The organism is Micromonospora profundi (genome assembly GCF_011927785.1).
Lineage (GTDB): Bacteria > Actinomycetota > Actinomycetes > Mycobacteriales > Micromonosporaceae > Micromonospora > Micromonospora profundi.
The window spans coordinates 1,454,148-1,480,985 of sequence record NZ_JAATJK010000001.1; the positions used below are offsets into that span (position 1 = coordinate 1,454,148).

The 26,838-nt window shown below is 72.2% G+C and carries 20 protein-coding genes; 18 read left to right on the forward strand and 2 right to left on the reverse strand.

All coding sequences use genetic code 11. The annotated features are described in order from the left end of the window. Positions 1-3 precede the first annotated feature (3 nt). The 11 genes from F4558_RS06460 to F4558_RS06510 all read left to right on the forward strand — a co-directional run bounded on the left by F4558_RS06460 (position 4) and on the right by F4558_RS06510 (position 14,415). Entirely contained in the window at positions 4-5,541 is a 5,538-nt protein-coding gene (locus F4558_RS06460; protein ID WP_167943496.1) for a type I polyketide synthase, read from the forward strand. Between the two features lie 6 nt (positions 5,542-5,547). Continuing rightward, on the forward strand, positions 5,548-5,970 hold the full coding sequence (locus F4558_RS06465; protein ID WP_167947277.1) for an acyl-CoA thioesterase: 423 nt from the start codon (positions 5,548-5,550) through the stop codon (positions 5,968-5,970). A gap of 19 nt (positions 5,971-5,989) precedes the next feature. After that, positions 5,990-6,493 carry a flavin reductase family protein gene (locus F4558_RS06470; protein WP_167943497.1) on the forward strand — a complete coding sequence of 168 codons (504 nt, stop codon included), beginning with the start codon at positions 5,990-5,992 and terminating at the stop codon, positions 6,491-6,493. A gap of 127 nt (positions 6,494-6,620) precedes the next feature. Further along, on the forward strand, positions 6,621-8,579 hold the full coding sequence (locus F4558_RS06475; protein ID WP_167943498.1) for a CRTAC1 family protein: 1,959 nt from the start codon (positions 6,621-6,623) through the stop codon (positions 8,577-8,579). Beyond that, a complete protein-coding gene (locus tag F4558_RS06480) occupies positions 8,576-9,571 on the forward strand; it encodes an enediyne biosynthesis protein (RefSeq protein ID WP_167943499.1) in 996 nt (331 codons plus the stop codon). The genes F4558_RS06475 and F4558_RS06480 overlap by 4 nt, the downstream gene beginning before the upstream one ends. Beyond that, positions 9,568-10,311 (forward strand): 4'-phosphopantetheinyl transferase family protein, encoded by a 744-nt coding sequence (locus F4558_RS32080; protein ID WP_167943500.1) that lies wholly within the window; start codon positions 9,568-9,570, stop codon positions 10,309-10,311. The genes F4558_RS06480 and F4558_RS32080 overlap by 4 nt, the downstream gene beginning before the upstream one ends. A gap of 74 nt (positions 10,312-10,385) precedes the next feature. Beyond that, positions 10,386-10,952, forward strand: coding sequence for a carboxymuconolactone decarboxylase family protein (locus F4558_RS06490; RefSeq protein ID WP_167943501.1), 567 nt, complete (start codon positions 10,386-10,388; stop codon positions 10,950-10,952). After that, the gene (locus F4558_RS06495; RefSeq protein ID WP_167943502.1) at positions 10,949-11,395 is read left to right on the forward strand and encodes an SCP2 sterol-binding domain-containing protein; all 447 of its coding nucleotides are present in this window, start codon (positions 10,949-10,951) and stop codon (positions 11,393-11,395) included. The genes F4558_RS06490 and F4558_RS06495 overlap by 4 nt, the downstream gene beginning before the upstream one ends. 10 nt (positions 11,396-11,405) lie before the next feature. Continuing rightward, the gene (locus F4558_RS06500; protein WP_167943503.1) at positions 11,406-11,966 is read left to right on the forward strand and encodes a DUF5987 family protein; all 561 of its coding nucleotides are present in this window, start codon (positions 11,406-11,408) and stop codon (positions 11,964-11,966) included. Beyond that, positions 11,963-13,600 (forward strand): GMC family oxidoreductase N-terminal domain-containing protein, encoded by a 1,638-nt coding sequence (locus F4558_RS06505; RefSeq protein WP_167943504.1) that lies wholly within the window; start codon positions 11,963-11,965, stop codon positions 13,598-13,600. The genes F4558_RS06500 and F4558_RS06505 overlap by 4 nt, the downstream gene beginning before the upstream one ends. A gap of 20 nt (positions 13,601-13,620) precedes the next feature. Further along, positions 13,621-14,415 (forward strand): TIGR03084 family metal-binding protein, encoded by a 795-nt coding sequence (locus tag F4558_RS06510; protein ID WP_167943505.1) that lies wholly within the window; start codon positions 13,621-13,623, stop codon positions 14,413-14,415. A 62-nt stretch (positions 14,416-14,477) separates the two neighbouring features. On the opposite strand, the gene F4558_RS06515 is transcribed toward F4558_RS06510, so the two are convergent. Further along, positions 14,478-15,248, reverse strand: coding sequence for a helix-turn-helix transcriptional regulator (locus F4558_RS06515; protein WP_167943506.1), 771 nt, complete (start codon positions 15,246-15,248; stop codon positions 14,478-14,480). 250 nt (positions 15,249-15,498) lie between these two features. On the opposite strand from F4558_RS06515, the gene F4558_RS06520 reads away from it, so the two are divergent. The 3 genes from F4558_RS06520 to F4558_RS06530 are packed head-to-tail and all read left to right on the forward strand — an operon-like array spanning position 15,499 to position 18,873. After that, positions 15,499-16,872: an FAD-dependent oxidoreductase gene (locus tag F4558_RS06520; RefSeq protein ID WP_167943507.1), complete on the forward strand. Its 1,374-nt coding sequence runs from the start codon at positions 15,499-15,501 to the stop codon at positions 16,870-16,872. 16 nt (positions 16,873-16,888) lie between these two features. Beyond that, positions 16,889-18,058 carry an epoxide hydrolase family protein gene (locus F4558_RS06525; RefSeq protein ID WP_167943508.1) on the forward strand — a complete coding sequence of 390 codons (1,170 nt, stop codon included), beginning with the start codon at positions 16,889-16,891 and terminating at the stop codon, positions 18,056-18,058. After that, a complete protein-coding gene (locus F4558_RS06530; RefSeq protein ID WP_167943509.1) occupies positions 18,055-18,873 on the forward strand; it encodes a class I SAM-dependent methyltransferase in 819 nt (272 codons plus the stop codon). The genes F4558_RS06525 and F4558_RS06530 overlap by 4 nt, the downstream gene beginning before the upstream one ends. 49 nt (positions 18,874-18,922) lie before the next feature. Here F4558_RS06530 and F4558_RS06535 read toward each other — a convergent pair whose 3' ends face one another. Further along, the gene (locus tag F4558_RS06535) at positions 18,923-20,287 is read right to left on the reverse strand and encodes an extracellular solute-binding protein (protein WP_167943510.1); all 1,365 of its coding nucleotides are present in this window, start codon (positions 20,285-20,287) and stop codon (positions 18,923-18,925) included. Positions 20,288-20,484: 197 nt separating this feature from the next. Here F4558_RS06535 and F4558_RS06540 point away from each other — a divergent pair, with 197 nt between their 5' ends. The 4 genes from F4558_RS06540 to F4558_RS06555 are packed head-to-tail and all read left to right on the forward strand — an operon-like array spanning position 20,485 to position 26,751. Further along, positions 20,485-20,892 carry an SgcJ/EcaC family oxidoreductase gene (locus tag F4558_RS06540; RefSeq protein WP_167943511.1) on the forward strand — a complete coding sequence of 136 codons (408 nt, stop codon included), beginning with the start codon at positions 20,485-20,487 and terminating at the stop codon, positions 20,890-20,892. A 2-nt stretch (positions 20,893-20,894) separates the two neighbouring features. Then, complete coding sequence (locus F4558_RS32085) at positions 20,895-22,205, forward strand: enoyl-CoA hydratase/isomerase family protein (RefSeq protein ID WP_209273197.1); 1,311 nt, start codon at positions 20,895-20,897, stop codon at positions 22,203-22,205. After that, complete coding sequence (locus F4558_RS06550) at positions 22,184-23,512, forward strand: aminotransferase-like domain-containing protein (protein WP_209273198.1); 1,329 nt, start codon at positions 22,184-22,186, stop codon at positions 23,510-23,512. The genes F4558_RS32085 and F4558_RS06550 overlap by 22 nt, the downstream gene beginning before the upstream one ends. Further along, positions 23,509-26,751: a non-ribosomal peptide synthetase gene (locus tag F4558_RS06555; RefSeq protein WP_167943512.1), complete on the forward strand. Its 3,243-nt coding sequence runs from the start codon at positions 23,509-23,511 to the stop codon at positions 26,749-26,751. Before F4558_RS06550 ends, F4558_RS06555 begins: the two co-directional genes overlap by 4 nt. Positions 26,752-26,838 lie beyond the last annotated feature (87 nt).

Consider the following 26,838-nt stretch of genomic DNA (forward strand, 5'->3'; position numbering starts at 1 on the left):
AACGTGACCCGCATCGCAATAGTCGGGATGGCCTGCCGCTATCCGGACGCCGACAGCCCACGCGAGCTGTGGGAGAACGCCCTCGCCGGGCGCCGCGCCTTCCGGCGGCTGCCGTCGGAACGGATGAACCTCGACGACTACTGGGCCGCCGACCCGGCCGCGCCCGACCGCTTTTACGCCCGGACGGCCGCCGTCATCGAGGGCTACCGATTCGACAGGGTGGCGTTCAAGGTGGCCGGCAGCACCTACCGGTCGACCGACCTGACCCACTGGCTGGCCCTCGACGTCGCCGCGCAGGCGCTGACCGACGCCGGCTTCCCGGACGGCGCGGGCCTGCCCCGGGAGCGTACGGCCGTGGTGGTGGGCAACAGCCTCACCGGCGAGTTCTCGCGGGCCGGGCAGATGCGCCTGCGCTGGCCGTTCGTCCGGCGTACGGTGGCCGCGGCGCTGCGGCGGGAGGGCTGGGACGACGACCGGCTCGGCACCTTCCTGGCCGAGCTCGAACAGACGTACAAGGCACCGTTCCCTGGCGTCGACGAGGACACCCTGGCCGGTGGCCTGTCCAACACGATCGCCGGTCGCATCTGCAACTACTTCGACCTCAACGGCGGCGGCTTCACCGTCGACGGCGCCTGCTCGTCGTCGCTGCTGTCCGTCGCGACGGCCTGCAACGCCCTGGTCGACGGCACGGTCGATGTGGCCGTGGCCGGCGGCGTCGACCTGTCGATCGACCCGTTCGAGATGATCGGCTTCGCCAAGACCGGGGCGCTGGCCCGTGGCGAGATGAAGGTCTACGACCGCGGCGCCAATGGGTTCTGGCCCGGTGAGGGCTGCGGCATGGTCGTGCTGATGCGCGAGGAGGATGCGCGCGACAGCCGCCGCGTGATCGCCACGGTGGCCGGCTGGGGTATGTCGTCGGACGGCAAGGGCGGCATGACCCGGCCCGAGCTCAGCGGCTACCAGCTGGCGATGCGGCGGGCGTACGAGCGGGCCGGGTTCGGCCTCGAGACGGTGGCCCTGTTCGAGGGACACGGAACCGGCACCCCGGTCGGCGACGCGACCGAGCTGCGGGCGTTGTCGGAGGCGCGGCGCTCGGCCGGGGCCACCGGGACGCCGGCCGTGATCGGCTCGGCCAAGGCGATGATCGGCCACACCAAGGCCGCCGCCGGCGTGGCGGGCCTGATCCGGGCCGCGATGGCCGTGCGTCACCAGGTGCTGCCGCCCGCGCTGGGCTGCAACGACCCCCACGACGTGCTGACCGCTCCGGACGCGACGCTGCGGGTGCTGCGGCAGGCCGAGGCGTGGCCGGCCGACGTCCCGGTGCGGGCCGGCGTGACCGCCATGGGCTTCGGCGGCATCAACACCCACGTCGTGCTCGAGAACACGCGGCGGCGCAACGGATTCGACGCCCGCAGCCGGGCGATCGCGGCGGCCATCCAGGACTGCGAGCTGTTGCTGGTCGACGCCGGCTCGGCCGCCGAGCTGGCTGACCGCCTGCGGCAGCTGACCGAGTTCGTGCCCGTGCTGTCGTACGCCCAGCTCGGTGACCTGGCCGCCACCCTGCACCGGCAGCTGCGCGACCTGCCCTACCGCGCGGCGGTGGTGGCCCGGTCGCCCGAGGACGCCACGGAGCGCCTGCGCAGCCTGCTCGACAAGGTCGAGGCGGGGGAGACCACCGCGTTCAGCGCGGACGGCCGGACCATGCTCGGCCACTTCCCCAAGTGCGGCCAGCTCGGCTTCCTGTTCCCGGGCCAGGGCTCGGGCCGGGGCACCAGCGGCGGCGCGATGCGGCGCCGGTTCGCCGAGGCGGACGCCGTGTTCGCCAAGGCCGCGCTGCCCACCGACGGCGACATGGTGGCGACCGAGGTGGCCCAGCCGCGGATCGTCGCCGGCTCGCTCGCCGGCCTGCAGGTCCTCACCGCGCTCGGCGTGCACGCCACGGTGGCCGTCGGCCACAGTCTCGGTGAGCTCACGGCCCTGCACTGGGCCGGGGCCATGGACGAGGACGCGCTGCTGCGCCTGGCCGTGCAGCGCGGCCGGGCCATGGGCGAGCACGGAATGACCGGCGGGATGGCCCGGATCAGTGCGCCCGCCGCGGACGTCGAGGAGCTGATCCGCGGCGCGGGGGTGGTGATCGCCGCGGCCAACGGACCCCGGCAGACCGTCGTCGCCGGGCCGGTCGAGGCGGTCGAGGCGGCCTGCGACCGGGCTCGCAACGCCGGGTACGACGCCGGCCGGCTGCCCGTGTCGCACGCGTTTCACTCGCCCCTGGTCGCCAAGGCGGCCGTGGTGTTCGGCGGCGCGATTGACGACCACGTCTGGGCGCCGCTGACCGGGCGGGTGATTTCCACCGTGACCGGCGAACCGGTGCCGGCCGACGCCGACCTGACCGGGCTGCTGCGCGACCAGATCACCGATCCGGTGCTGTTCCAGCAGGCGATCGCGCTGGCCGCCAAGGAGGTCGACCTGCTGATCGAGGTTGGCCCGGGTCAGGTGCTCTCGGGACTGGCCGCCTCGGCAGACCTGCGCGCGGTGGCGCTCGACACCGACGACGAGTCGCTGACCGGCGTGCTGCGGGTGGTCGGGGCCGCGTTCGTGGTCGGCGCGGCCGCGGTCGACTCGCGCCTGTTCCACGGCCGCCTGATCCGGCCCCTCAAGGTCGGGGCCGAGCAGTCGTTCTTCGCCAGCCCGTGCGAGGCGGCCCCAGCCGACAGCATCGGCGCGGCGGCCCTGGCGGCCGCGCCGGCCCCCGTGGCTCCGGCCGACACCCCGGCGGTCACGACCGCCGAGCCTGCGGCTTCGGGCCTGGAACTGCTGCGGCAGCTGGCCGCCGAACGGGCTGAGCTGCCGCTCGACCTGGTGCGCCCGGAAAGCCGGCTGCTCGACGACCTGCACCTGAGCTCGATCACCGTCGGCCAGATCGTCAACCAGGTCGCCAGCCGACTCGGCGTGCCGGCCGGGCAGGTGCCGCCGAACTTCGCGACGTCGACAGTGCAGGAGCTCGCGAAAGCGTACGAGGCCCTGTCGGACACCGCCGGGACCGACGCGCCAGCCCGTTCGGCAGCGCCGGAAGGGGCGGCGCCCTGGGTCCGGCCGTGGTCGGTCGACCTCGACGTCGCCCCGGTCCCACCGCGCGTCGCACCCGAGACAGACGGCGCCTGGCAGGTCTTCTCGCCCGGCGACCACCCGTTCGCCGGCGACTTGAGCGACAGCCTGGCCCGGGCCGGGGTGGGCGCGGGCGTCCTGGTCTGCCTGCCGCCGGACTGCGGCCCGGACGACCTCGACCTGGCCCTGCGCGGAGCCAAGGTGGTGCTGGCGGGCGCGCCGGACCGGCGGTTCGTGCTCGTGCAGCACGGCCGGGGCGCGGCCGGCCTGGCCAAGACGTTGCACCTGGAGTCGCCGCCGACCCGGGTCACGGTGGTGCACCTGGCCACCGGCGACGACGCGGTGGCCCGCGTGACGGCCGAGACCGCGGCGACGGAGTCGTTCGCCGAGGTGTTCTACGACGCCGACGGCACCCGCCGGACCCCGCGGCTGCGGGTGCTGCCGTTCGAACCGGCCCGGACGGTTCCGGCACTCACGTCCGCGGACGTGCTGCTGGCGACCGGCGGCGGTAAGGGCATCACCGCCGAGTGCGCGCTGGCCATGGCCTGCGACAGCGGGGCCAGGCTGGCTCTGCTGGGCCGTTCCGACCCAGCCCGCGACACCGAGCTGGCGGCCAATCTGCAGCGGATGACCGAGGCCGGCATCGTGGTCGAGTACGCGCAGGCCGACGTCACCGACCGTGCGTCGGTCCAGCGCGCGGTGGGCGCGCTCAGCGCCGCCCTCGGCCCGATCACCGCGGTGCTGCACGGGGCGGGCCGCAACGAGCCGGCGTCGCTGGTCACCCTGGACCGGGACGCGTTCGCTCGTACGCTCGCGCCCAAGGTCGACGGCCTGCACGCGGTGCTGGCCGCGGTCGATCCGCAGCAGTTGCGGCTGCTGGTCTCCCTGGGCAGCATCATCGGCCACGCCGGGCTGCCCGGCGAGGCGCACTACGCCACGGCGAACGAGTGGCTGGACGACGCCACCGCCGAGTTCGGTCGGCTGCATCCGCACTGCCGCACGCTCTGCCTCGAGTGGTCGGTGTGGTCGGGCGTCGGCATGGGCGAGAAGCTGGACGTGGTCGACGCGCTCGACCGCGACGGGGTCAGCGCCATTACGCCCGATCAGGGCCTCGCCGTGCTCCGGCGGCTGTTGTCCGACCCGGACAGCCCGGGGACGGTGGTGATCAGCGGCCGGACCCACGGGATCGGCACGATGCGCTACGCCGAGCCCGACCTGCCGCTGCTGCGGTTCGTCGACCGCCCGCTCGTACGCTATCCGGGCGTGGAGCTCGTCTGCGAGGTTGAGCTGAGCGCGGGCACCGATCTCTACCTGGCCGACCACCTGCTCGACGGCAACCAGCTCTTCCCGGCGGTCTTCGGCATGGAGGCCATGGCCCAGGTGGCGGCGGCCGTCACGGGCCACACCGGCGCGCCGGTCGTCGACGACGCCGAGTTCCTGCGGCCGATCGTCGTGCCGCCGCACGGCAGCACCCGCATCCGGATCGCGGCCGTGGACACCGGGCCGGTCGTCGAGGTCGCGCTGCGCAGCGAGGAGACCGCGTTCGGAGCCGACCACTTCCGGGCCCGGTTGCGCTTCGACGCGACGATCCCGGCGGCCGGGTCGCCGGAGCCCGTCGAGCCCGGCGGGCCCGCCGTCCCGCTCGACCCGGCGACCGACCTCTACGGCCCGATCCTGTTTCAGGGCCGCAGGTTCCAGCGGCTGCGAACCTACCACCGGGCCGAGGCCCGTGACGTCGACGTCGACGTGACCGCCGACCTCGCGACCGATTGGTTCGCGTCCTACCTGCCGTCGACGCTGCTGCTCGGCGATCCGGGCGTCCGGGACGCGATGATGCACGGCAACCAGGTCTGCGTGCCCGACGCCACGCTGCTGCCGCAGGGGATCGACCGGATCGTGCCGGCCGGCGCGGCCATGCACGACGCCGCGGCGCTGCGGTTCCAGGCCACCGAACGGTCGCGCGACGGCGACACCTACGTCTACGACGTCGCGCTGCGGGATGAGGGCGGCCGGGTCGTCGAACGGTGGGAGGGGCTGCGCCTGCGCGCGGTGCGCAAGGGTGACGGCTCCGGCCCCTGGCACCCGGTGCTGCTCGGCTGCTATGTGGAACGCGCGGCCGGGGACCTGCTGGGGTCGCCGGTCGTGGCCAGGGCGGAACCCGTGCCGATGATCGGCCGGACTGCGCGGGAGTGGGCCGATCGGCTCGGCTCGCGGTTCGAGGCGGCCCAGCGGGTGGCCGAGGCGACCGGCGAGCCTCTGGACACCGCTGCGACGCGGGTCGAGGCGGCCGGGGCGGGGGACTGGCGGGTGATCGCGGCCGGGCCGGCCGGCTGGGTCGTGCTCGGCCACGGCGACAAGCGGGTCGCCACCCTGGTCACGCGACTGTCCGGGGGGCCGGAAACGGTCGCCGTGGCTATGGCGAGCGGAGAGGCGTGAATGGCCGTGGAGAAATACTACGAATACCGCCACACCGTGGGGTTCGAGGAAACCAACATGGTGGGCAACGTTTATTACGTCAATTATCTGCGGTGGCAGGGCCGGTGTCGGGAAATGTTCCTGAAGGATAGGGCGCCGGCGGTCCTCGACGATCTGCGGAACGATCTGAAACTGTTCACGCTCAAGGTCGACTGCGAGTTCTTCGCGGAGCTGGCCGCGTTCGACGAGCTGCTGATCCGGATGCGGCTGACCGAGCTGGCCCAGACCCAGGTGCAGTTCGGATTCGACTACGTGCGGCGCGACGGGGACGGCGAGACGCTTGTCGCGCGCGGTAGCCAGCGAGTCGCCTGCATGCGCGGGCCCAACACCCGGACGGTTCCGGCTCGGGTGCCGGAGACGCTGGCCAAGGCGCTGCTGCCCTATGCCTAGGGGGTCGGTGGAGGCAAACATGGAAAAGCTCCAGGAGACCGTCTTCGAGAAGACATCCCTGCGCCGGGTCTTCGGCGCCTTCGCGACCGGGGTCACCGTGGTGACGGTGGGTGGCGAGTTCCCGCACGGCATGACCGCCAACTCGTTCACCGCGGTGTCTCTTGATCCGCCGCTGATCCTGGTCTGTGTCGGGCACGACGCGCTCATGCACGAGGTCCTCGGGCAGCGGACCGCGTTCGCGGTGTCGATCCTGGCCGCCGACCAGACCGGGGTGGCGCGCTACTTCGCCGACAAGCGCCGGCCGATCGGGCGGGACCAGTTCGACGCCGTGCCGTGGTCGTCCGGGGCGTGCAGCGGCGCGCCCCTTATCGACGGCTCGCTGGCTCACCTGGAATGCGCGTTGGAACGGACCCACGAGGCCGGCGATCACACTATCTACATCGGGCGGCTTCTCTCCCTGTGGCGCCGGCCCGGGGATGACGCACTGCTCTTCCTGAACGGCGAACTGCGGCACGCCGCCTGATCGCGGCCGCTATCGAGCATTGCGCGAGAAGAAAGCAGGCCCGCGCAGAATCCACGATTCGTACGGCAGTGTTCGCTGCCCCGCCCGGCGTCGGGTGACGCCAATTCCGTAGAGATGAGAGGATCCAATGCGATCAAGCCCCGTCGCGGTGGTCCGCAAACTCGCTCCCGCGCTCTTCGTCCTCGCCCTGGCCGCCACGTTGTTCGTGGTGGCGCAGCGGCCCACGGCCTCGGCGGCCGAGAGGGCCGCCCTGAGCTCGAAGTTCCGGTTCGCCGAGATGCCGATCGCGCTGCCGGACAACCTCCCGAACAAGTCGATTCGGGTGGTCAACCCGCGGTACCAGCACATCCGGTCGTGGATCTCGTCGGTCGGCGCGGCCATCTCGGTCAACGACCTCGACAGTCAGGGCGTGGCCAACGACCTGTGCCTCGTGGACACCCGGTCCGACGCGGCGATCGTCACCCCGGCCCCGGCAGGCGGCGAGACCTACCAGCCGTTCGTGCTCGACCCGGCCCCGCTGCCCATGAACGACGCGATCGCGCCGATGGGCTGCGTCCCCGGCGACTACAACGGCGACGGCTGGGCCGACCTGCTGGTCTACTACTGGGGCCGTACGCCGGTGGTGTTCCTACACCGCGGCGAGGCGGGACCGCCGAGCCTGGCGAAATACCTGCCCATCGAGCTGATCGCGCCGTCCACCGGATCCGACGGCACCTACCAGGGCAAGCAGTGGAACACCAACGCCGTTGCGGTGGCCGACTTCGACGGTGACGGGCACCCGGACCTCGGCGTGTTCAACTACTTCCCGGAGAGCGGCGTTCTCGATCCCGACGGGCACCCCAACGTACAGATGAACCACTCGATGTCGCGGGCCACCAACGCCGGCGGCGCGCACCTCCTGCGGTTCACCCGGGCCACCGCGACCTCGGTCTCCTACCAGGAGCAGCCGGCCATCGATCCCCGCTACTCCACCGGCTGGACGCTCGGTGCCAGCTCGGCGGACCTCGACGGCGACCTCCTGCCCGAGCTCTACCTGGCCAACGACTTCGGTCAGGACCGCATGTTCCACAACCGGTCGACGCCCGGGAACATCAGGTTCGAGCTGGTGGAGGGCAAGCGGGACGCGTTCACCCCGAAGTCCTTGGTTCTTGGGCACGACTCGTTCAAGGGCATGTCCATCGAGTTCGGCGACCTGAGCGGGACCGGGCGGTTCGACGCGTTCGTCAGCAACATCACCACGTCGTGGGGCCTGGAGGAGAGCAACTTCGTCTGGGTCAACACCGCGGGCAGCGCGGCCGCCGCCCGGGAGAACCTCTCCGACGGCCGGGCGCCGTTCCGCAACGACGCCGCCGACCTCGACATGGCGTGGACCGGCTGGGGCTGGGACGCCAAGATGGCCGACTTCGACAACAGTGGCCAGCTGGCCGTCGTGCAGGCCTGCGGGTTCGTGCGCGGCACGACCAACCGGTTCAACTGGCTGCAGGAGCTGGCCATGAGCAACGACCTGCTGCTCGAGAACCCGGACATGTGGCCCAAGGCCGAGCCGGGCGACGACATCGCCGGGCACGAACCCATGGCGTTCTGGGTCCGCGACGGCAACGGCCGGTACGCCAACCTCAGCGCCGACCTCGGTCTGGACGCCGACACTACCCCGACCCGGGGCGTGGCGGTGAGCGACACGGACGGTGACGGCGGGCAGGAGTTCGCGGTCGCCCGCCAGTTCGGACCGCCGGCCTTCTACCGCAACACCGCCGCCGACCGCGGTGACTTCCTGGGCCTGCGCCTGTACCGCCCGGTGACGTCCGGCGCGGCGGCGATCGGCACGCCCGCCTACGGCGCCAAGGTCGTCCTGACCAGGACCGACGGCAGCCGGCAGATCGCCCAGCTCGACGGCGGCGGCGGTCACTCCGGCAAGCGGAGCTTCGACGTGTTCTTCGGCCTCGGCGACGCGGGCGCGCAGCCGGTGTCGGCCGAGATCAGCTGGCGCGACCTGGACGGCGTTGCCCACACGCAGACGATCAGCTTGGCCCCCGGCTGGCACAACCTGATGCTGACCGACAAGGCCGAGGAGGTAGCAGCGAAATGACGACGACCGAGAGCGTCACGACCACCATCCCCGTCTCACCGGCCCCGATTCCGCCGGTGCTGCAGGCGGCGGCGGACAAGCGGGCCACGCGGCCACCCCGCGTGGACAGTCGTGACCCGCGCTACCTGGCCTTGCGCAACTTCGCCATCTCGATGAGCATCTTCAATATTCTCGGCTACACGATTCTCGGCTTCGAGCAACCGTGGTCGTGGCCGTTCTTCGCGCTGGCGATCGGCCTCGGCCTGGAGATCGTGATCGGGCTGATCGCGGCGTGGGCCAGCAGGACAGTCCCCGCGTTCGCCGGGCACGGGGCGTGGGGGGTCTACACCTATCTGCTCCCGGCCTACATCACCACGCTCGCGGTCAACATGCTGCTGTACGCGAACGACCGCTTCTGGCCGATCGCCCTGGCCGTCGTGATCGGCGTCGGCCAGAAGGCGGTCCTCATCGCGCCGATCAACGGGCGCTGGCGGCACTTCATGAACCCGTCCAACTTCGGCATTACCGCGACGCTGGTCCTCTTCTCGTGGGTCAACATCGCCCCGCCGTACCACTTCACCGAGCACGTGCCCGACGTGTTCCGGATCATGATCCCGGTCATCCTGCTGACCGCCGGCACGGTCCTCAACTCCGTCCTGACCAAGAAGGTGCCGTTGATCCTGGGCTGGCTCGGCTCGTTCGTGATCCAGGCGCTGATCCGCTGGTGGGGCTGGGACATCGCCCTGTACGCGGCCCTGGTGCCGATGACCGGCGTGGCGTTCCTGTTGTTCACCAACTACATGGTGACCGACCCCGGCACGACCCCGAGCAAGCCGCGGGCGCAGTTCATGTTCGGCGCGAGTGTCGGCACCGTCTACGGCGTCCTGATGATCTTCGACGTCGTGTACACGCTGTTCTTCGCGACGACGCTGGTCTGTCTCGGCCGGGGCCTGATGTGGTGGATCAAGTGGCTGCGGGAGCGCCGCCAGGCGCCCGCCCCGCAACCGGTGTGAAGCCGGCCGTCGTCGACTGTCGGGTGTGGTGGATCGACCCGGCGCACGCTCCCCGGTGGTGCGAGGAGCTGCTGAGCGAGCCGGAACGGGCCCGCGCCGAGTCGATCCACCGCCGTGCCGCGCGACGGCGGTTCACCACGGCCACCGCGCTGCTCAAGGTCGCGGTGGCCGTGACGTCCGGAGGCAGTCCGGGCGGGGTCGAGATCCGCCGCGCCTGCCCGGACTGCCGGCGACTGCACGGTCGTCCCGTGCTGGCCGGGGGCGCGCCGTACGTCTCGCTCTCGCACTCGGGTGACCGGGTGGCGGTGGCGCTGTGCGCCGACGCGCCCGTCGGGGTCGACGTCGAGCAGGTCGACGCCGGCATCGACGTCGACGCCATGGTGCCGTTCGTGCTCGGCGCGTCGGAGCAGCCGGCGTTCCGCGCGGTGCGCAGTCGACAGGCTCGTGTCGAGGCGTTCTTTCGCTGCTGGACGCGGAAGGAGGCGGTGCTCAAGGCGACCGGGGACGGGCTGCGGATTCCGATGCGGGAGGTGACGGTCGGGACGCCGTACGGCCCGGCCCGGCTGATCGGATTCCCTGGCCGGCCGGAGCTGCCGGGGACGACCCGGATCGTCGACCTGCGGGCCGAGCCGGGCTATCTCGGCGCGGTCGCGGTGCTCACCGCGCGGCCCGTACGCGTCATCGAGCTCGACGGCCGGGACGCGTTCGCGGCCACGGCGGAACGGCACGGTGGAAGCTGAACGGTCGCGGCAGCCGTGCCACGGTCAAGACAACCGCGTCGTCCCGTCGACGCCTACGAAAGACGGTGAAATCCGTGGCGCACATCGAACTTGGAATCGACGAGACCATACTCCCCGGGATCATGGGTCTCCTCGCCTACCGGCCGCAGACCGGAGGCCCCCTGCAACAGCTGGCCAACGCGCTGCTCGTCGAGCCGAACTCGCTGTCGCGGGGCGACCGCGAGCTGATCGCCGCGTACGTGTCCGGCCTGAACCGGTGCGAGTTCTGCCGTGACTCGCACTCGGCCTTCGCGGCGGAACAGCTCGAGGGCGGTTCAGGCCTGGTGGCCGACGTGCACGCGGACCCCGCTTCAGCCCCGATCTCGACGCTGATGAAGGCCCTGCTGCCGATCGCCGCCGCCGTGCAGCAGGGCGGGCGTGAGGTGACCCCGTCCCTGGTGAGCCGGGCCAAGGCGGCCGGGGCGACCGACGTCGAGATCCATGACACGGTGCTGATCGCCGCGGCGTTCTGCATGTTCAACCGTTACGTCGACGGGCTGGGCACGCGGCCCGGCCAGGACAGCAGCCAGTACGCCGCGATGGCCAAGCTGATCGCCACCACCGGCTACGACGTGTCGCCCGGCACGCGGGGCGACGGATGAGCCCGATCGACACGAGTCCACTGGCCGACCGCCTGGCCTTCGCCCGGCAGGTCAAGGCGGCCACCGACGAGCAACTGCTGGAACTGATGCGATCGCCGCGTCGCGCGCCGCTCGTCGCCGACATCGCCGCCGACCTGCCTGCGGTCTTCGTGGCCGAGCGTGCCGGCGATCTCGATGCGGTCGTGCACTGGAGGGTGACCGGGCGGCCCGACGGCGGCGCCGACGTGCTGGAACTGGTGATCTCGAGGGGAACGCTCGCGGTGTCGGCGGAACCGGTCCGTACGCCCCGGCTGACCCTCACGCTCGGACCGGTCGACTTCCTGAAGATGGTCACCGGCAACGCGAGCCCGAGGATGCTGTTCCTGCGAGGGCGGATGAAGGCCCGCGGCGATCTGGGCCTGACCACGCGCTTCCCGGCGTTCTTCGACACGCCCCGGACGTGAGGGAGGGGCCATGGACACGACTTTGACGACCGACCAGGTGCTCACGCTGGAGGCGTTCGCCGACACCATCATTCCCGGCGAGAAGCGGGGCCCGGAGGACCGGGCGATCGCCGGCGCCGCGACCGGCGGGGGGGCCGTCGCCTCCGGGGCGATCGAGCTGATGCTCTCCCCGGAGGGCGGCCTGGCCGACACCCTGGACGACCTCGCCGACGGTCTGAACGAGCACGCGCGCGACTATGCGGCCCGCGTCGGCCTCACTCCGGAGCCGGCGGTGACGCCGTTCGTGGCGCTGGCGTTCGCCGACCGGATCGCGCTGGCCCGGGAACTGCTGAGCCCGGGACACCCGGAGCAGGAGCTGTGGGTGGCGCTGGCCATGTTCAGCGCCATGGCCTGGGACACCGGCGCGCACATGCACACGACCGAGGCGCTGGCGGCGGGCCACCCGGGCCTGACCGCCATGGGTTTCATGCCGCCCGATCCGGACGGCGCCTGGCGGTTCCCCCGATTCTCGTACGGCCGCCCCCTCGCCGCGATCCATCCGCGGACGACCCCGAGAGGTGATCCCGAGTGACAGCGTTCAGGCAGACCGATGTCGTGGTCGTCGGGAGCGGCTTCGGCGGTGCGATCCCCGCCTATCACCTGGCCGCCGGTGGCGCCTCGGTCACGGTCCTGGAGCGAGGGCCGTGGCTGGCCGCCGACGAGTTCGAGCACGACTTCAAGTTCGGTTCGTCATCGACCCGGGTGTTCGAGTTCACGATGGGCGAGGGCATGAACGTGCTGGGCGGCAACTGCGTCGGCGGCGGCAGCGTCGTCTACTTCGCGGCCATGCCCCGCGCGCCCCGTTTCGTGTTCGAGCGCCAGGGCAGCCTGGGGCGTCGGATGTGGCCTACCGCCGTCACGCGGGAGACGCTCGATCCCTGGTACGACCGGGTCGCCCAGGCCCTGCCGATCACCTGCAGCAGCTGGGACGACGTCACCTATTCCGGCGGCGTGTTCGCCGCGGCCTGCGACCACGCCGGCCGTACGGCCAATCCGGTCGCCGCGGCGATCGACACCGATCTTTGCACGAACTGCAACTGGATGATGTCCGGTTGCAAGTTCGACGCGAAGCGCTCGTTGCTGCTCAACTACCTGCCGGCCGCCGTCGGACACGGCGCCCGGATCCTGCCCCTGCACGAGGTGCAGCGGATCGAGCGCACCACCGGCGGCGATTTCCGCGTGCACTACACGGTGGTCGACCCGGTCGACTACCGGGTGCAGGTAGCCGCCGGAGTCATCGAGGCGAAGGTGGTCGTGGTCGCGGCCGGCGCAGCCGCGACGCCGGTCATCCTGCAGCGCTCCGAGGAGCAGCTGGGGGCCATGCCGGCCGCGGTGGGGCGCTATTTCTCCGGCAACGGGGAACGGCTCAACACGGCCGTGCTCAACGAGGACCGGGTGCGCGAGGTGCTCGGCCTCGACCGTGGCGACGGCCTGGCCTACGCGGCCAACCAGATCGGCAGGGGTCCCTCCGCGGCAAGCTGGGACCGGCTCGACGGCTCGCTGCCCGAGTTCAGCCGCTACTCGCTCGAGCAGCTCTACTTCCCGCCGGGCTTCGGCACGATTCTCGCGCAGGCACCCGACGCGGTCGGACCGACCTGGTTCGGGCCCGACAAGAAGGAGATCCTGCGGCGCTGGCAGTCGTGGCTGACCATCTTCATCATGTCCGAGGACGACAACGAAGGCGTCTTCGGGCCGCCGCCGTTGACCGGCAACGCCGACCGCATCTCGATGCAGATGCTCAGCCGGGGCAACCTGCGGTACGAACCGACGGCAAACACGCGGCACGGATGGGCCCTGGCCGACGCCGACATCCGCGACATCCTGGAGCGGGACGGCCTGGCCCGGGTGATGCCGTGGACCAACGACGTCATCGGGGCGTACACGGTGCATCCGCTGGCGTCGTGCCGGATGGGCGACGACCCCGCGACCTCGGCCCTGAACGACATGAACGAGCTGCGCGAGCACCCCGGCATCTTCGTGACCGACGGCTCGGCCGTGCCCGGAGCGCTGACCGTCAATCCCGCGTTCACCATCGCCGCCCTGGCCGAGCGGGCCGTCCCCGGCATCGTCCGGGCCGCCCGGGCCCGCGGCGTCGACGTCCGCTATCTCGGGTCACTCCCGCCGGCGGCCCGGGCCGGACGGCCCGTGGTCGTCCCCTCGGTATAGGCGAATCACCTGGAGGAACCATGTCGAGTCCGACAACCGTCTACGACGACCTGACCGCCGACGGCAACGACGTCGAGGCGCTGGTGCTCGGCCTGAGCGACGCCGAGTGGTCGACGCCCACGCCCGCTCCGGGGTGGACGGTCAAACACCAGATCGCCCACCTGGCCTTCGTGTCCCGGCTGGCCGCGCTGTCGGCCCGGGAGCCGGACACGTTCGCCGCCCACGTGGCCGACGCCAAGCGGAACTTCCAGGGCGCGGTGGAGGCGGCCCTTCCCCCCTATCTCGAGCTGTCCCCGGACGAGCTCGTGGACCGGTGGCGGCAGGAGCGCACCGCGGCGGCCGAGGCGCTCGCGGCCGTGGAGCCCACTGCCACGGTGCCCTGGTTGGTCACGCCGCTGCCGCCGAGCGTGCTGGCCGCGGCCGGCATGATGGAGCTGTTCGGCCACGGCCAGGACATCGCCGACGCGCTCGGGCGCACCCGCCGGCTGACCGACCGGATCGGCCACCTGGCGTGGTTCGGCGTCCGCACCCGCGACTTCGGCTACCACGCGCACGGCCTGACGCCGCCGCAGGAGGAGTTCCGGGTCGAGCTGACCGGTCCGTCCGGGGTGGTCTGGGAGTTCGGGCCGGCCGACGCGACCGAGCGGGTGACCGGGCCCGCCGCCGACTTCGCGCTGCTCGTCAGTCGTCGCCGGCACCGCGCCGACCTGGCCCTGATCGCCAAGGGCGCGGAGGCCGACCGCTGGCTGGACGTCGCCCAGGCCTACCGCGGGCCTGCCGGGGCCGGGCGCCGGCCCGGTCAGTTCGCCCGGTGACACACCCGGAGTAGGGTCCGCCGCCACGAGATGCTCGTGGCGGCGGACCCATCTCCGTGGCCTCATGCGCTCCGTCTGGTCCGGGTGGGCCGACCCAGGCTCTCGGTCTCCAGGTCGGGGATCGCGTAGAGGACGGGCAGGTCGGTCACCCGCCTGGGGCGCAGCGCGATGCCGACCACGCTTGTCGACTTGTCGGACACGGCGACCGGATCGACGTCGCCGAGCAGCATCGACCGGCGCGTCCATGGTTCCGGGTCGGCGCTGTCGGCGGTGGCCACGGCCCGGATGTACCACTGCCCCGGGGGAACGTCCGCGAGACAGTAGCGGGCGTGCCGACCGGCCTCCGCCTCGACGACGGTCGACGCCGCCGGCCGGCGCTGGATGATTGGCGTCTCGAAGGCGCCGATGTAGACCTGGGCGGTGGCGAACCCGGAGGGCAGGGTCACCGTTCCGACGATGGTGCCACCGGTGCCCTGCGTCTGGCGGTCGGGCTGCGGCGTCCCGCGCATGCCCTCGACCCACATGCGACGGAACCGGCTGGGCGAGGTGCCCACGCTGTCGGTGAAGTAATTGGTGAACGAGCCCAGACTGTTGTAGCCGACGGCCAAGGAGATGTCGGTGACGCTCAGCGTGGTCGTGGCGAGCAGGCGCTTGGCCTGGTAGATGCGGACGGCGGACAGATAGCGCCCGGGCGAGACCCGGGTGGCCGTGCGGAAGACCCGGGAGAAGTGGAACCGGCTGAGGATAGCGCTTCGGGCGATCTCGTCCAGCGATAACGGCCCGCTGTAATCTGTCCAGATACGCGCGATGGCGGACTTGATGGCGCCGTTCAATGTGACACCCCCAGTGATTGCTTGAACACTTGCAGATAACACCTTGCCCGGACGGGCTCGCATCCCGAGGGGGACACGGATCGAGCCCTGGTCGAGCCTCGCTCAAGCCCGGCCACGGTCGTGTTCCTGCCGTCCCGTCACGTTTCGGCAGCACAGCGGAAGGTGCCCGGCCCGTCGCGTTCTCCGATGCTGGCTTTGGCCCCTGGCTCGGCACGGGGTTCACGGTCCGCACAGTGAGGACGAGATCGCTATGCCTGAGCAGCACGTACCCCGCGCTGTCGTGCTCGGCGGCAGCCTGGCCGGCCTACTCGCCGCCCACGTGCTCGCCGACGTCTACCCGGAAGTCCTGGTGGTGGACCGCGACGAGCTGGCGGGGGTGGCCGGTCCCCGCCGCGGCGTTCCGCACGGCCGCCATGCCCACGGCCTGGTCGCCCGCGGCCAGCAGATCCTGGAGAAGCAGTTCCCCGGCCTCCTCGGCGACATGGAGGCGGCCGGCATCCGGCCCGGCGACTTCAGCGGCGACATCCGCTGGTACTTCAACGGCATGCTGCTCAGCCCGGCCCGCACCGGCCTGCTGTCGGTGCCGTGCACCCGGCCGGTCATCGAGCGGGTCGTGCGCAACCGAGTCGAGAAGGTGCGCAGCATCCGCTTCCTCGAGCAGCACGACATCGTCGGGCTGGCCACGACACCCGGCGCCGGCCGGGTCACCGGTGTCCGCGTGCAGCCCCGCGACGGTCGCTCCGGCGTCGAGCTGCTGACGGCCGACCTGGTCGTCGACACCACCGGCCGGGGATCGCGGACCCCGGCCTGGCTCGAGGAGCTCGGCTACGCCCGGCCCGCCGAGGACAAGGTGAAGGTGGACCTCGCGTACACCACGCGGCACTTCCGGGTGCCGCGCGACCCGTTCGGCCGCGACATCGCCATCATCGCGGCGGCCACGCCCTCGCACCCGCGCGGCGCGTTCTACTACCGGCTTCCCGGCGACGACGGACTGGTCGAGCTGTCGCTCACCGGCGTGCTCGGCGACCATCCGCCGACCGACCCCGACGGCTTCCTCGAGTTCGTACGCTCGGTGCCGGTGCCGGAGATCTACGAATCCGTCCGGGTGGCCGAGCCGATCGACGACGCGGTGATGTTCCGCTTCCCGGCCAGCGTCCGCCGCCGCTACGAGCGCCTAACCCGGTTCCCGGACGGCCTGCTGGTGATGGGGGACGCGGTGTGCAGCTTCAACCCCGTCTACGCCCAGGGCATGGCCGTCGCCGCCATCCAGTCGCGCGCCCTGGCCGAGCAGCTCACGAAGTCCGCGGTGCCGTCGCCTGTGGCGTTCTTCCGCGACATCGCCCGCGAGATCGACTCGCCGTGGGACTTCGCGGCGACGGCCGACCTCGGCTACGCCGGCGTGCCGGGCCCCCGCAGCGCGAAGGTCCGCTTCATCAACGCGTACGTCACCCGCGTGCAGCGGGCCGCGGTGCACGACCCCAGCCTCACGAACGCCCTGATGCGGGTCGCCGGTCTCATCGACGAGCCGACGGCCCTGCTCCGCCCCGGCCGGATCCTGCGCACGTTGCGGCGATCCGGCCGTCCCGCCCCCGCCCCCGCGCCGCTCGTAGCGGCTCACGACTGATTCCGGAGGTTGCCGGATGCGCCCGTTCCGCATCAATTTCCCGCAGTCCGACCTCGACGATCTGGCCCGTCGTCTCGACCACACCCGCTGGCCGGACGAGATTCCCGGCGTCGGCTGGGACCGCGGTGCGCCACTGGACTACGTGAAGGAGCTCGCCGGCTACTGGCGGACCCAGTTCGACTGGCGGGCGGTCGAGGCCCGGCTGAACGAGTACCCGCACCATCTCACCGAGATCGACGGCGCGACCGTGCACTTCATGCACATCCGGTCGGCCGAGGCCGGGGCCATGCCGCTCATCCTGACCCACGGCTGGCCCGGGACGGTGGCCGAGTTCCTCGACATCATCGGCCCGCTGATCGATCCGGTCGCGCACGGTGGTGACCCGGCTGACGCGTTCCACCTTGTCATCCCGTCGATCCCCGGCTACGGCTTCTCGGGCCCGACCGGGGAGACCGGCTGGGACACCGGCCGGGTGGCCGGCGCCTGGAAGGAGCTGATGCGCCGACTCGGCTACGAGCGCTACGCCGTGCAGGGCGGGGACTGGGGCTCACCGATCTCGCTGAGGCTCGGCCTGGCCGACCCCGAACACGTCGCAGGCGTGCACATCAACATGTGCGTGACGCTCCCGCCGCCCGACCCGGCGGCGATGGCCGGCCTGGACGACGCCGACCTTGCCCGGCTCGACTTCGGCCTGCGGTTCATCCAGGACGGCATGGGATGGCAGAAGATCCAGTCGACGCGGCCGCAGACCCTGGCCTACGCGCTGACCGACTCGCCGGTCGGGCAGTTGGCCTGGATCGCCGAGAAATACAAGGAGTGGACCGACTCGGCCAAGGTGCCGGAGGACGCGGTGAGCCGTGACCACATCCTCACCGCAGTCACCATCTACTGGCTGACCGCCACGGCCGGCTCCAGCGCCCAGTTCTACTACGAGTCGTCCCACGGGGACGCCGAGTTCGCCCGCACCTGGGGCGGTCCGTGGCCGTTGACCATGCCGGTCGCCGTCGCGTCGTTCCCGCGGGACGCGGTGCGGCCGGTCCGTCGGTTCGCCGAGTTGATCCTGCCGACGCTCAGCCAGTGGACCGAGTTCGACCGCGGCGGGCACTTCCCGGCCCTGGAACAGCCCGAGCTGCTGGTCGGTGACATCCGCCGGTTCGCCCGCTCGCTGAAGGGGGTGACGCGATGAACCCCGTCGACATGGGCCGGCACTACGACGAGCGGTCGCCGATCGAGGCAGAGTTCCGCGACGGCCAGGTCCACATGTACTACTGGTACGACCGGGAGGACCAGGCGACGCTTCCCGAGGCGATCGAGCGGATCAGCCGCAAGGTGACCGACACGCTCGGCCTGCGGGCCGGTGAGCACCTGCTGGACGCGGGCTGCGGTCCCGGCAAGACGGGGGTGGCCCTGGCCCGGCAGCTCGGCGTCCGGGTAACCGGCGTCACGGTCAGCGCGTTCGAGGTCGAGAAGGCGAACCAGCGGGCCGAGGCGAACGGCGTCGGCGGCCTTGCCCGCTTCGAGCTCGGCGACTTCATGCGGCTGAGTTACCCGGATGGCACGTTCGACGCGGTGCTGGCGCTGGAGTCGCTGCAGAACGCGACGGACCTCGACCAGGTGCTGCGCGAGCTGTACCGGGTGCTGCGCCCGGGCGGCCGGCTCACCCTGTCCGACTTCAGCCGCGAGTCGGACAGCGACCCGCGGCGGCTGGCCACGTTCATGGCCAGCATAAAGCTGACCGCCCTGCCGTCGCTGGCCGAGTGGACCGAGCGGGTGCGGGCGGCCGGCTTCGAGGTGGAGGAGTACACCCAGTGCGGTCCCCGGGTCTACGGCCGGAAGGCGAAGTTCCTGGAGGCCGCGACGGCGCGGCGGGCCGAGGTGGTCGCGAAGTTCGGCGAGGACGCGGTCGCCAGCTTCTCGCGCAACACCATAGGCTTCTTCGCGGCGCGCAGCGACCAGGTCGGGTACGTCATCGTGTCCGCCCGTAAGCCGTACGCACGCTGAGCCGCCGGTGCGCCGTCCCGGCTTCGGGCCGGGACGGCGCACCCGGCGCTCAGATGCTGACGGCCAGCAGGTCGGGGCTGCGCCGCGGCGGCCCGGCGCAGTACGCGTTGTAGGCGTCGAGGATCTTCTGTGCCCGCGTGTTCGCCTCGCGGAACCGGGCAACCGGCTCGGCCCCGCCGGTCAGGACATCATGCATCGCGCCGGTCAGCTCGCTCATGATCTCGGCGTGCCCACCGAGCAGGGGCCCGAGCGCCGCCGGGGAGCCGTCCGCCGATTCGAGCTGGTCGCCGGCCACCCGCAGGTGCGGGGGCCGGCCCTCCCGGTCGAGCAGGTCGGCGGCCGTCCGGGTGACCGGGATGCGGTAGTGTTCGCGGGCCCAGACAGCGGCGTTGCGCGGGTTCTCCAGGTGCTGCATGAAGGCCAGCGCGCCGTCCTGCTCGATCGGGTCGAGGCCGGCGGCAAGCCAGAGCGACATGCCACCCAGGACGTTCCCGGCCAGCGGCACCTCGTCGTTGTGCGGCAGCGGGCCCAACCCGACGGTGAATCCGTTCCGCTCTCCTCGCCGTAGCATGTGCGAGGCGTCGACGGAGGAGCTGAGCATGAATGCCACCTCCTGATTCTCGAACGCGGCGAAGCAGTCCGGGAAATCCCGCAGCTCACCCGAGTAGCGGAAGTGACCGTCGCGGTGCAGGCGCCGCCACCACTCGACGAAGGCGAGCATCGCGGTCGAGGCCAGGTCGACCCGCTCGGCCCGGCCCGACCGGCCGTTGTCGTGATCGGCGATCAGCGCGCCCTGCTGCGCGGCCGCCTGCAGGAAGGGCCAGTAGAAGTTGGGCCAGGCGATGCCGTGCGCAGGGCCGCCGGGAACCTTCGCGAGCGCCTGACAGGCCGCGGTGACCTCGCGCCAAGTGCGCGGCGGCTCGGCCACGCGAGCCCTGGCCAGCAGGTCCATGTTGGCGAAGAGCACCATGGTGGAGGCCGTGCGGGGCAGCGACATCTGCTCGCCGGCGTAGCCGAAGTAGTCGCGGATCGCCGGCATCATGTCGCCCAGCACCACGGGCTCGCCGAGTATCTCGGCGCGTCCGGCGATGGCTGGGCCGATGGCCGTGAACAGCGGCGATCCGTCCGGCCCGAGGGTGTCGAGCGCGACCCGGGTGACGGCGTCGTGGTATTCGACGACGTGCGGGGTGGCGCCCTGCTCGACCGCCCGGGCCACCTCGGCCGGCATCTGCTGGAAGTCGAACCGCGTGATGACGACGTGATATTCCGGGTGCGCCTGGTTGAACTCGTCCGCCGCCGACAGGGCGACGTCCACCGCGTCCGTCGCCCATTTGGTCGGATCCGTCAGCCAGACATCGATTCTCCTCTTCCGCGGGTCGTCCGGACCGGCACCGGAACGGGATTGAACTGCCATGCGAGACCTCCAGCGGCGAAGTGGCGCAGTTCCCGCCACCGTCACAGGACGGCGCGTCCGGCGGCGACTCCGGGCTTGCTCAGCCGGCCGGGCGGCGCCTGTCAGGCGGGCGGCAGCACTTCGCAAGATGTGGGGCCCCGCGGGCTATGCCAACGTCTCGGGCGAAGGTCTCCAGCCCTAGGACGAGAGGTGAGCCCATGTCCACCGCACCGGCCATTCCCGGCACCGACAGGGCCGATATCACGGCGGTTCCCGCGCGCATGGTAGCGGCGTGGGCCGCCCACGACGCCGATGCCTTCGCCGACCTGTTCGCACCGGACGGGACGCTGATCCTGCCGGGCGTCTACCAGAAGGGGCGCGACCAGATCCGGGAGTTCATGGCCACGGCGTACGCGGGGCGGTACCGGGGCACGCGCGTCACCGGATCGCCGATCGACGTCAAGGTGCTCGGGGACGGCGCGGTCGCGGTGCTCACCGAGGGCGGCGTGCTGGCGCCCGGCGAGACCGAGCTGTCGGACGAGGCGGCCATCCGGGCCTCGTGGATTCTCGTCAAGCGCGAGGGCCGGTGGCAGCTTGCGGTCTACCAGAACTGCCCGCGGGACTGACCGTGAGCGCACCCGTCACCCCCGCGATCCCCGTCGTCCCCGACCGGTTGCGGGCCGAGGTCCGAGACGCCGCCGCGCGCCTGGAAGACCTGGTGGCGGCCCTGCCCGCGCCAGCCGAGCGCGGCCCGGACCAGCGGGCCCTGGCTGCCGAGGCCCATGAGCGCGCGCGGGCGGCGAGGCGCCGGCTGCTGGCCGTTCAGGCGGACCGGCTCGGCCGGGAGGTGGTGGGGCCGGGCCGGTACCGGTCCCTGACCGACATGGCCTACGACCTGGCCGACATCGTTCCCGGCCTGGCTCCGAGCCGGGCGGAGATGGAGGTCGAGCGTGGCCGCCGCCAGAGCGCCAAGGAGGGCCTCGAGGTCGATCAGGGCATCGTCTACTCCGCCCTGTTCGGATCGAGCGTAGGCGTCGACCTGCTGCGCTCCCAGCGGAGCCCGACGGCCGACGCGTGCGCGCGACTGCCCGAGTTCCAGCGGACCGCCGTCCTGGAGATGTCGGTGGTGTCGGTGCGGCGGACGGACGGGGTGGCCGAGATAACCGTGGCCAACGAGCGTTACCTCAACGCCGAGGACGCGGTGCTCGGCCATGAGCTGGAAGTCGCGGTGGACCTGGCCCTGCTCGATCCGGGCGTGCGCGTGGGCCTGGTGCGCGGCGGCGTCATGAAGCACCCGCGCTACGCCGGCCGGCGGGTCTTCTGCCCGGGCATCAACCTGACCCTGCTGTGCGCCGGGCAGATCCCGTTCCTGGGTTTCGTCCTGCAGCGCGAGGTCGGCTATCTGAGCAAGATCCGGCGTGGCCTGTGGGATCCCGGGCAGGCGGACGACCCAGCGGCCCGGGGAGGCAAACCGTGGGTGGCGGTGATCGACGAGTTCGCCATCGGCGGCGGCCTGCAGCTGATGCTGACGTTCGACTACGTGATCAGCTCGGACACGGCCTACTTCACGTTGCCGGCGGCGCGCGAGGGCATCGTGCCCGGCGCCGCCAACCTCCGGCTCGGTCGCGCCCTCGGCGCCCGCCTGGCTCGGCAGATGCTGCTGGGCGGCCGGCGGATCGACGCCCGCGACCCGCTGGCGACACTGCTCTGCGACGCCGTGGTGGGCGAGGACGCCGTCGACGGCGCGGTCGAGCGGGCGGTCCGCGCCCTGGACAGCCCGGCCGTGGTGGCCAACCGGCACATGCTCACGGCCTCCGAGGAACCCGAGGACCAGTTCCGGAGCTATGTCGCCGAGTTCGCCGAGGTGCAGGCGCGGCGCCTGTACAGCCCGGACGTACTGCATCGGTTGGAGCAGCAGTGGACGAAACGGCAACACTGACCTCCGGAGCCCGCCTGCACGTCGACGACCTGCATCGCAGCGTGTCGAGCCGGCAGGTCGCGGCCATGACCTTCCTCAACGAGATCGTGGCCGAGTTCCCCGCGGCGATCTCGTTCGCACCGGGCGCCCCGTACGAGCCCTTCTTCGCCGACATCGAGGTCGGTCCGCTGCTGGACACCTTCGCCGCGGCCCGGCGGGCCGCCGGGCTCAGCCCGGAGACGGTGCGCCGGCACCTGTTCCAGTACGGCCCGAGCAAGGGAATCATCAACGATCTGGTCGCCGCCGCGCTGCGGGCCGACGAGGCGATGGACGTCCAGCCCGACGCGATCGTCATGACTGTCGGCTGTCAGGAGGCGTTGTTCCTTACCCTGCTCACGCTGCACCCGCCGGGCTCCGTCCTGGCGGTTCCCGATCCGTCGTACGTCGGTGTGACCGCCGCCGCCGACGCGCTGAACATCCCGGTCCACCCGGTGCCCGACGACGGCGCCGGCCCGGACCTGGTCGCTCTCCGCGCGGCGGCGGCGCGGGAGAGGACGGCCGGCCGTCGCCTCCGCGCGCTGTATGTCTCGCCCGACTTCGCCAACCCGTCCGGCAGCCGGCTCACCCTGGCCGCCCGGCACCGGCTGCTGGAGACGGCCGCGGACCTCGACCTGATCGTGATCGAGGACAACCCGTACGCGTTCACGGCCGCCGCAGATGATCGGCTTCCCAGCCTCAAGTCGCTCGACCGCGAGGGCCGCGTCGTGCACACCGGAACCTTCTCGAAGGTCGCGGTGCCGGGCGCCCGGGTGGGTTACGTGGTCGCCGACCAGTGGGTCGAGTCGCGCCTCGGTCCGCCGGTGCGCCTGGCCGCCATGATCGCAGCCGGCAAGAACGCGGTCACCCTCAACACCTCCCCGCTGGCCCAGGCGGTGATCGGCGGGCTCCTGATCGAGCACGGCGGTTCCCTCGCCGCGCTCGGCCGGCACAAGGCGGAGCAGCTGCGGAGCAACCGGGCCGTCCTGCTCGAACGGCTCGTCCACCATTTCGGCGAGCCGGACCGGCCCGACGCCCGAGTTCGCTGGCAGGCGCCCGAGGGTGGCTACTTCGTGCAGATGGAGCTCCCAGTCGAGGCCGACGACGCGCTGTTGCGCTACTCCGCGGAGACGTTCGGTGTGCTCTGGACCCCGATGCGTGGCTTCTACCTCGGCGCGGGCGGGGAACGCCGGATCCGGCTGTCCTGTTCCGCTCTGGAGCACACGGAGATCGTCGACGGCGCCGCCCGGCTGGTTGGCTTCGTCGGCGCGCTGCCCGGGAACCGCCGATGAGCGAGCAGATCCGGGTCAACCGGCTCGCGCTCTACCGGGCCGAGCAGACCGCTTTCTGGGCCGGCGGCCTGCAGCACAGCCGGGCCGTCCTGGTCGAGGGTGCGATCGATCCGGCCACGGTGGCCGCGGCGTGTGCCGGCCTGCGCCGTCGCCACGCCGCGCTGCGGCAGCGTTTCGACGACACCGGCGGAGAGCCGCGGCTTGTCCCGGACGACGGCGGGCCACCGGAGGTCGTCGCCGGTGCCACGCGATCGCTGGTCACCGCGCTCGCCGAGGCCGCGGCCGACGCGAGTTCTGCTTTCGAGCTGCGCGAGCGACCCGGGTTCCGGGTCGGTGTGTACCCGGTGGAGGGGGACCGGACGCTGGTGGTCCTGACCCTGCACGCCGCGGTGGGTGGCCGATCCGCGGCCGCACGGCTGCTCTGGGAGCTGGGCGGGCAGCCGGCGCCGCCCCTCGCCGTGTCGCACGACGGCACGACCGCCAGCGAGGCGCGTCAGCCGATCGCCTGGCCCACCAGCCGCGGACGCGGACGCAGCCGTGGTCGATCGATCACGACGGCGTGGTCGTTGGGGGACGGCGACACCGTGCTCCTGCAACGGTTCGCCGCCGACGTGGGCGTTCCGGTCGCCTCCGTCCTGCGGTGTGCCCTGCGCGTGCTGCTCTTCCGCGAGACCGGCGAGCGCGACATCCTGATCGGCTCGCCCCGGCCCGGCCACATCGGCGAGGCCGCCGTCACACCCGAGGACATCCAGATCCTCCCGCACGCCCTCGGCCCGCGGATTCCGGGTGCCGAGGCGGTCCGGGCCGAACACGCGGCGACGGCCCACCCGATCCACCACCCCGACGCACTGGACCTGTTGCTGTCCCGAGCATCGCGGCCGGAACGGCACGCCGGGGCCGAACTTCAGGTCGGCTTCCGCGACACGGGCACCGGGCCGGCGACCTGGGCCGGCCGGGTGGCATGCGACGTCGATCTGCCGGCCGCGCACTCGCCGTACGAGCTCGAGCTCGAGGTCGCCCTGCGGGGCGACCTGATCGCCGGGGCGTGGCGCGGTGCGGCCGGGCTGTTCGACGAGCAGACCCTGGAGCGGATGGGACGCAGCTACACCACCCTGATCCGGGAGCTTGTCAGGAACCCGGCCGGGCCGATCGGCGACCTTGACGTGATCCACCCGGACGACCAGGCGCGACTGGCGGCGTGGGAGGCGCCGACCCCGTCCGTCAGCGGTGGCCGCACGGTGGTCGACCTGGTCGGCGAGTGGATCGGCCGGACGCCCGGCGAGCCGGCGGTGATCCTGGCCGACGCCGTCCACACCTACCGGGAGCTGGACGACGCGGCGAGCCGGATCGCCGCCGCGTTGCGAGCGCTGGCGCTCCCGCCCGCGTCGCCGGTCGGTATCCTCGTGGCTCGCCGGGTCGAGCTGCCGGCGATCCTGCTCGGCGTCGCCCGAGCCGGCCGGGCCGCCGTGCCGATGGATCCGAGCCACCCGGTCGAGCGTCTGGCCCACATCGTCGGCGACAGCGGATGCGGGGCGGTGATCGGCGACGGTGCGCTGCCCGACGATCAGGTGAGCGCGCTCGGTGCTCCCGTGATCCCGTTGTCCGGCCTGCTGGCGGCCGACCCCGAGCCGGACGCAGGACGGCCGCGCCCGGACTCGCTCGCGTACGTGCTCTACACCTCGGGGTCGACCGGCCGTCCCAAGGGCGTCGGAGTGACCCACCGCGGCCTGGCCAACTGCCTGGTGGCCACCCGGGAACTGCTCGACTTCCGGCCCGGACGGTCGTTGCTGGCGGTGACCACGATCTCCTTCGACATCGCGATGCTGGAGTTGTATCTCGCGCTGACCAGCGGCGGGCGGACGATCCTGGCCACCACCGCCCAAGCCCGGAGCGGCCCGCAGTTGCAGGCCGTGCTGGCCCGTCATCGGCCCGACATCATGCAGGCCACGCCGATGACGTGGCACATCCTGTTCGCCACGGGCTGGCCGGGGGATCCAGGTCTGACCGTGTCGTGCGGCGGCGACGTCGTCTCACCCGAACTGGCCAGCCGCCTGACCGCCTGCACCAGGGAGTTCTGGCACACGTACGGGCCCACCGAGGCCTCCATGTACGCCGTGTGCGAGCGGCTGCCACGGGAACCGCAGACGTCGATCGTGCCGGTCGGCCGCCCGCTGCCCGGCGTGTGGCTGCGGATCTGCGACGCCGCGGGGCGGCAGGTGCCGCCGGGCGTCATCGGTGAGCTGCACATCGGCGGCGTCGGCGTCGCGCGGGGCTATGTCGGCGCGCCCGGGCCGACCGCCGAGCGCTTCGTGCCCGACCCCACCTGCGCGGGCGGCCGGCTCTACCGCACCGGCGACCTGGCCCGGTGGCGCGCCGACGGCCGGCTGGAACTGCGGGGGCGCAACGATCGCCAGGTCAAGATCCGCGGACATCGGATCGAGCCGGACGAGATCGAGAGCGTCCTCGGCCGTCACCCCGAGATCGCGTACGCCGCGATCGTGGTGACCGGCCACGACAGCGGCAGCAAACGCATCGTGGCGTTCCTCCAGCCCCGGCAACCGGAGCCCGGCCCGGACCTGGTGACCCGGGTCTCCGCGCACGCCCGGCAGGCGCTACCGGCATACATGATGCCGTCCTCGTACGCGCTGATGGGCGCGATGCCGCTGACCAGCACCGGCAAGGTCGACCGGGCGGCCCTGGCCCGGATTCGGCCCCCGCGGCCGAACGGCGCCGCGGCGGACCGCGAGGCCCCGCCGCTCATGCGGGAACCGCTCGCCGCCGACGTCCGGCCGCTGCGCTGGACCGGCCGCGAGGACCGGCCCGTGCTGGCGTTGCTGCGTGGCGACGAGGCCTGGCCGACCGAGGCCGTGGCCGAGTTCGAGCGCTGGTTCCGGGTGGCGATTCTCGACGGCTCCGGTGGTAACGCGCGGGACGTGGCCGCTCGGCTGGCCACCCTCGAAGCGCCGGGCGCCGCCGTGGTGCTGGCCTGGGGCGATCTGGTGGCGGTGGCGGTCGAGGCGGCCCACGAACTGCGTGAGCGCATCGGCGTCGCGCCGAGGGTGCTGGCGGTGGAGCCGACGGGACCGCCCCGACCGGATCGCCGTCCAAAGGGGATCATCAGCCGCGACCGCGAGCTGCTTCGCGAGTGGCGGGACGCTGATCTCGTCCTGCTGGCCCTGGACCCCGGCGCGGCGATGGACTGGTCGCTCCTGGCGTCCGCGGTCGCCGGGACGGGCTGACGCGCGGCCGGGGTAGGCAAGGTCGAAGTGGGCAGGCTTGGCCCGGCCGGGTGACGGTGAGACTCGCTCCGTGACCTGGTCACCACC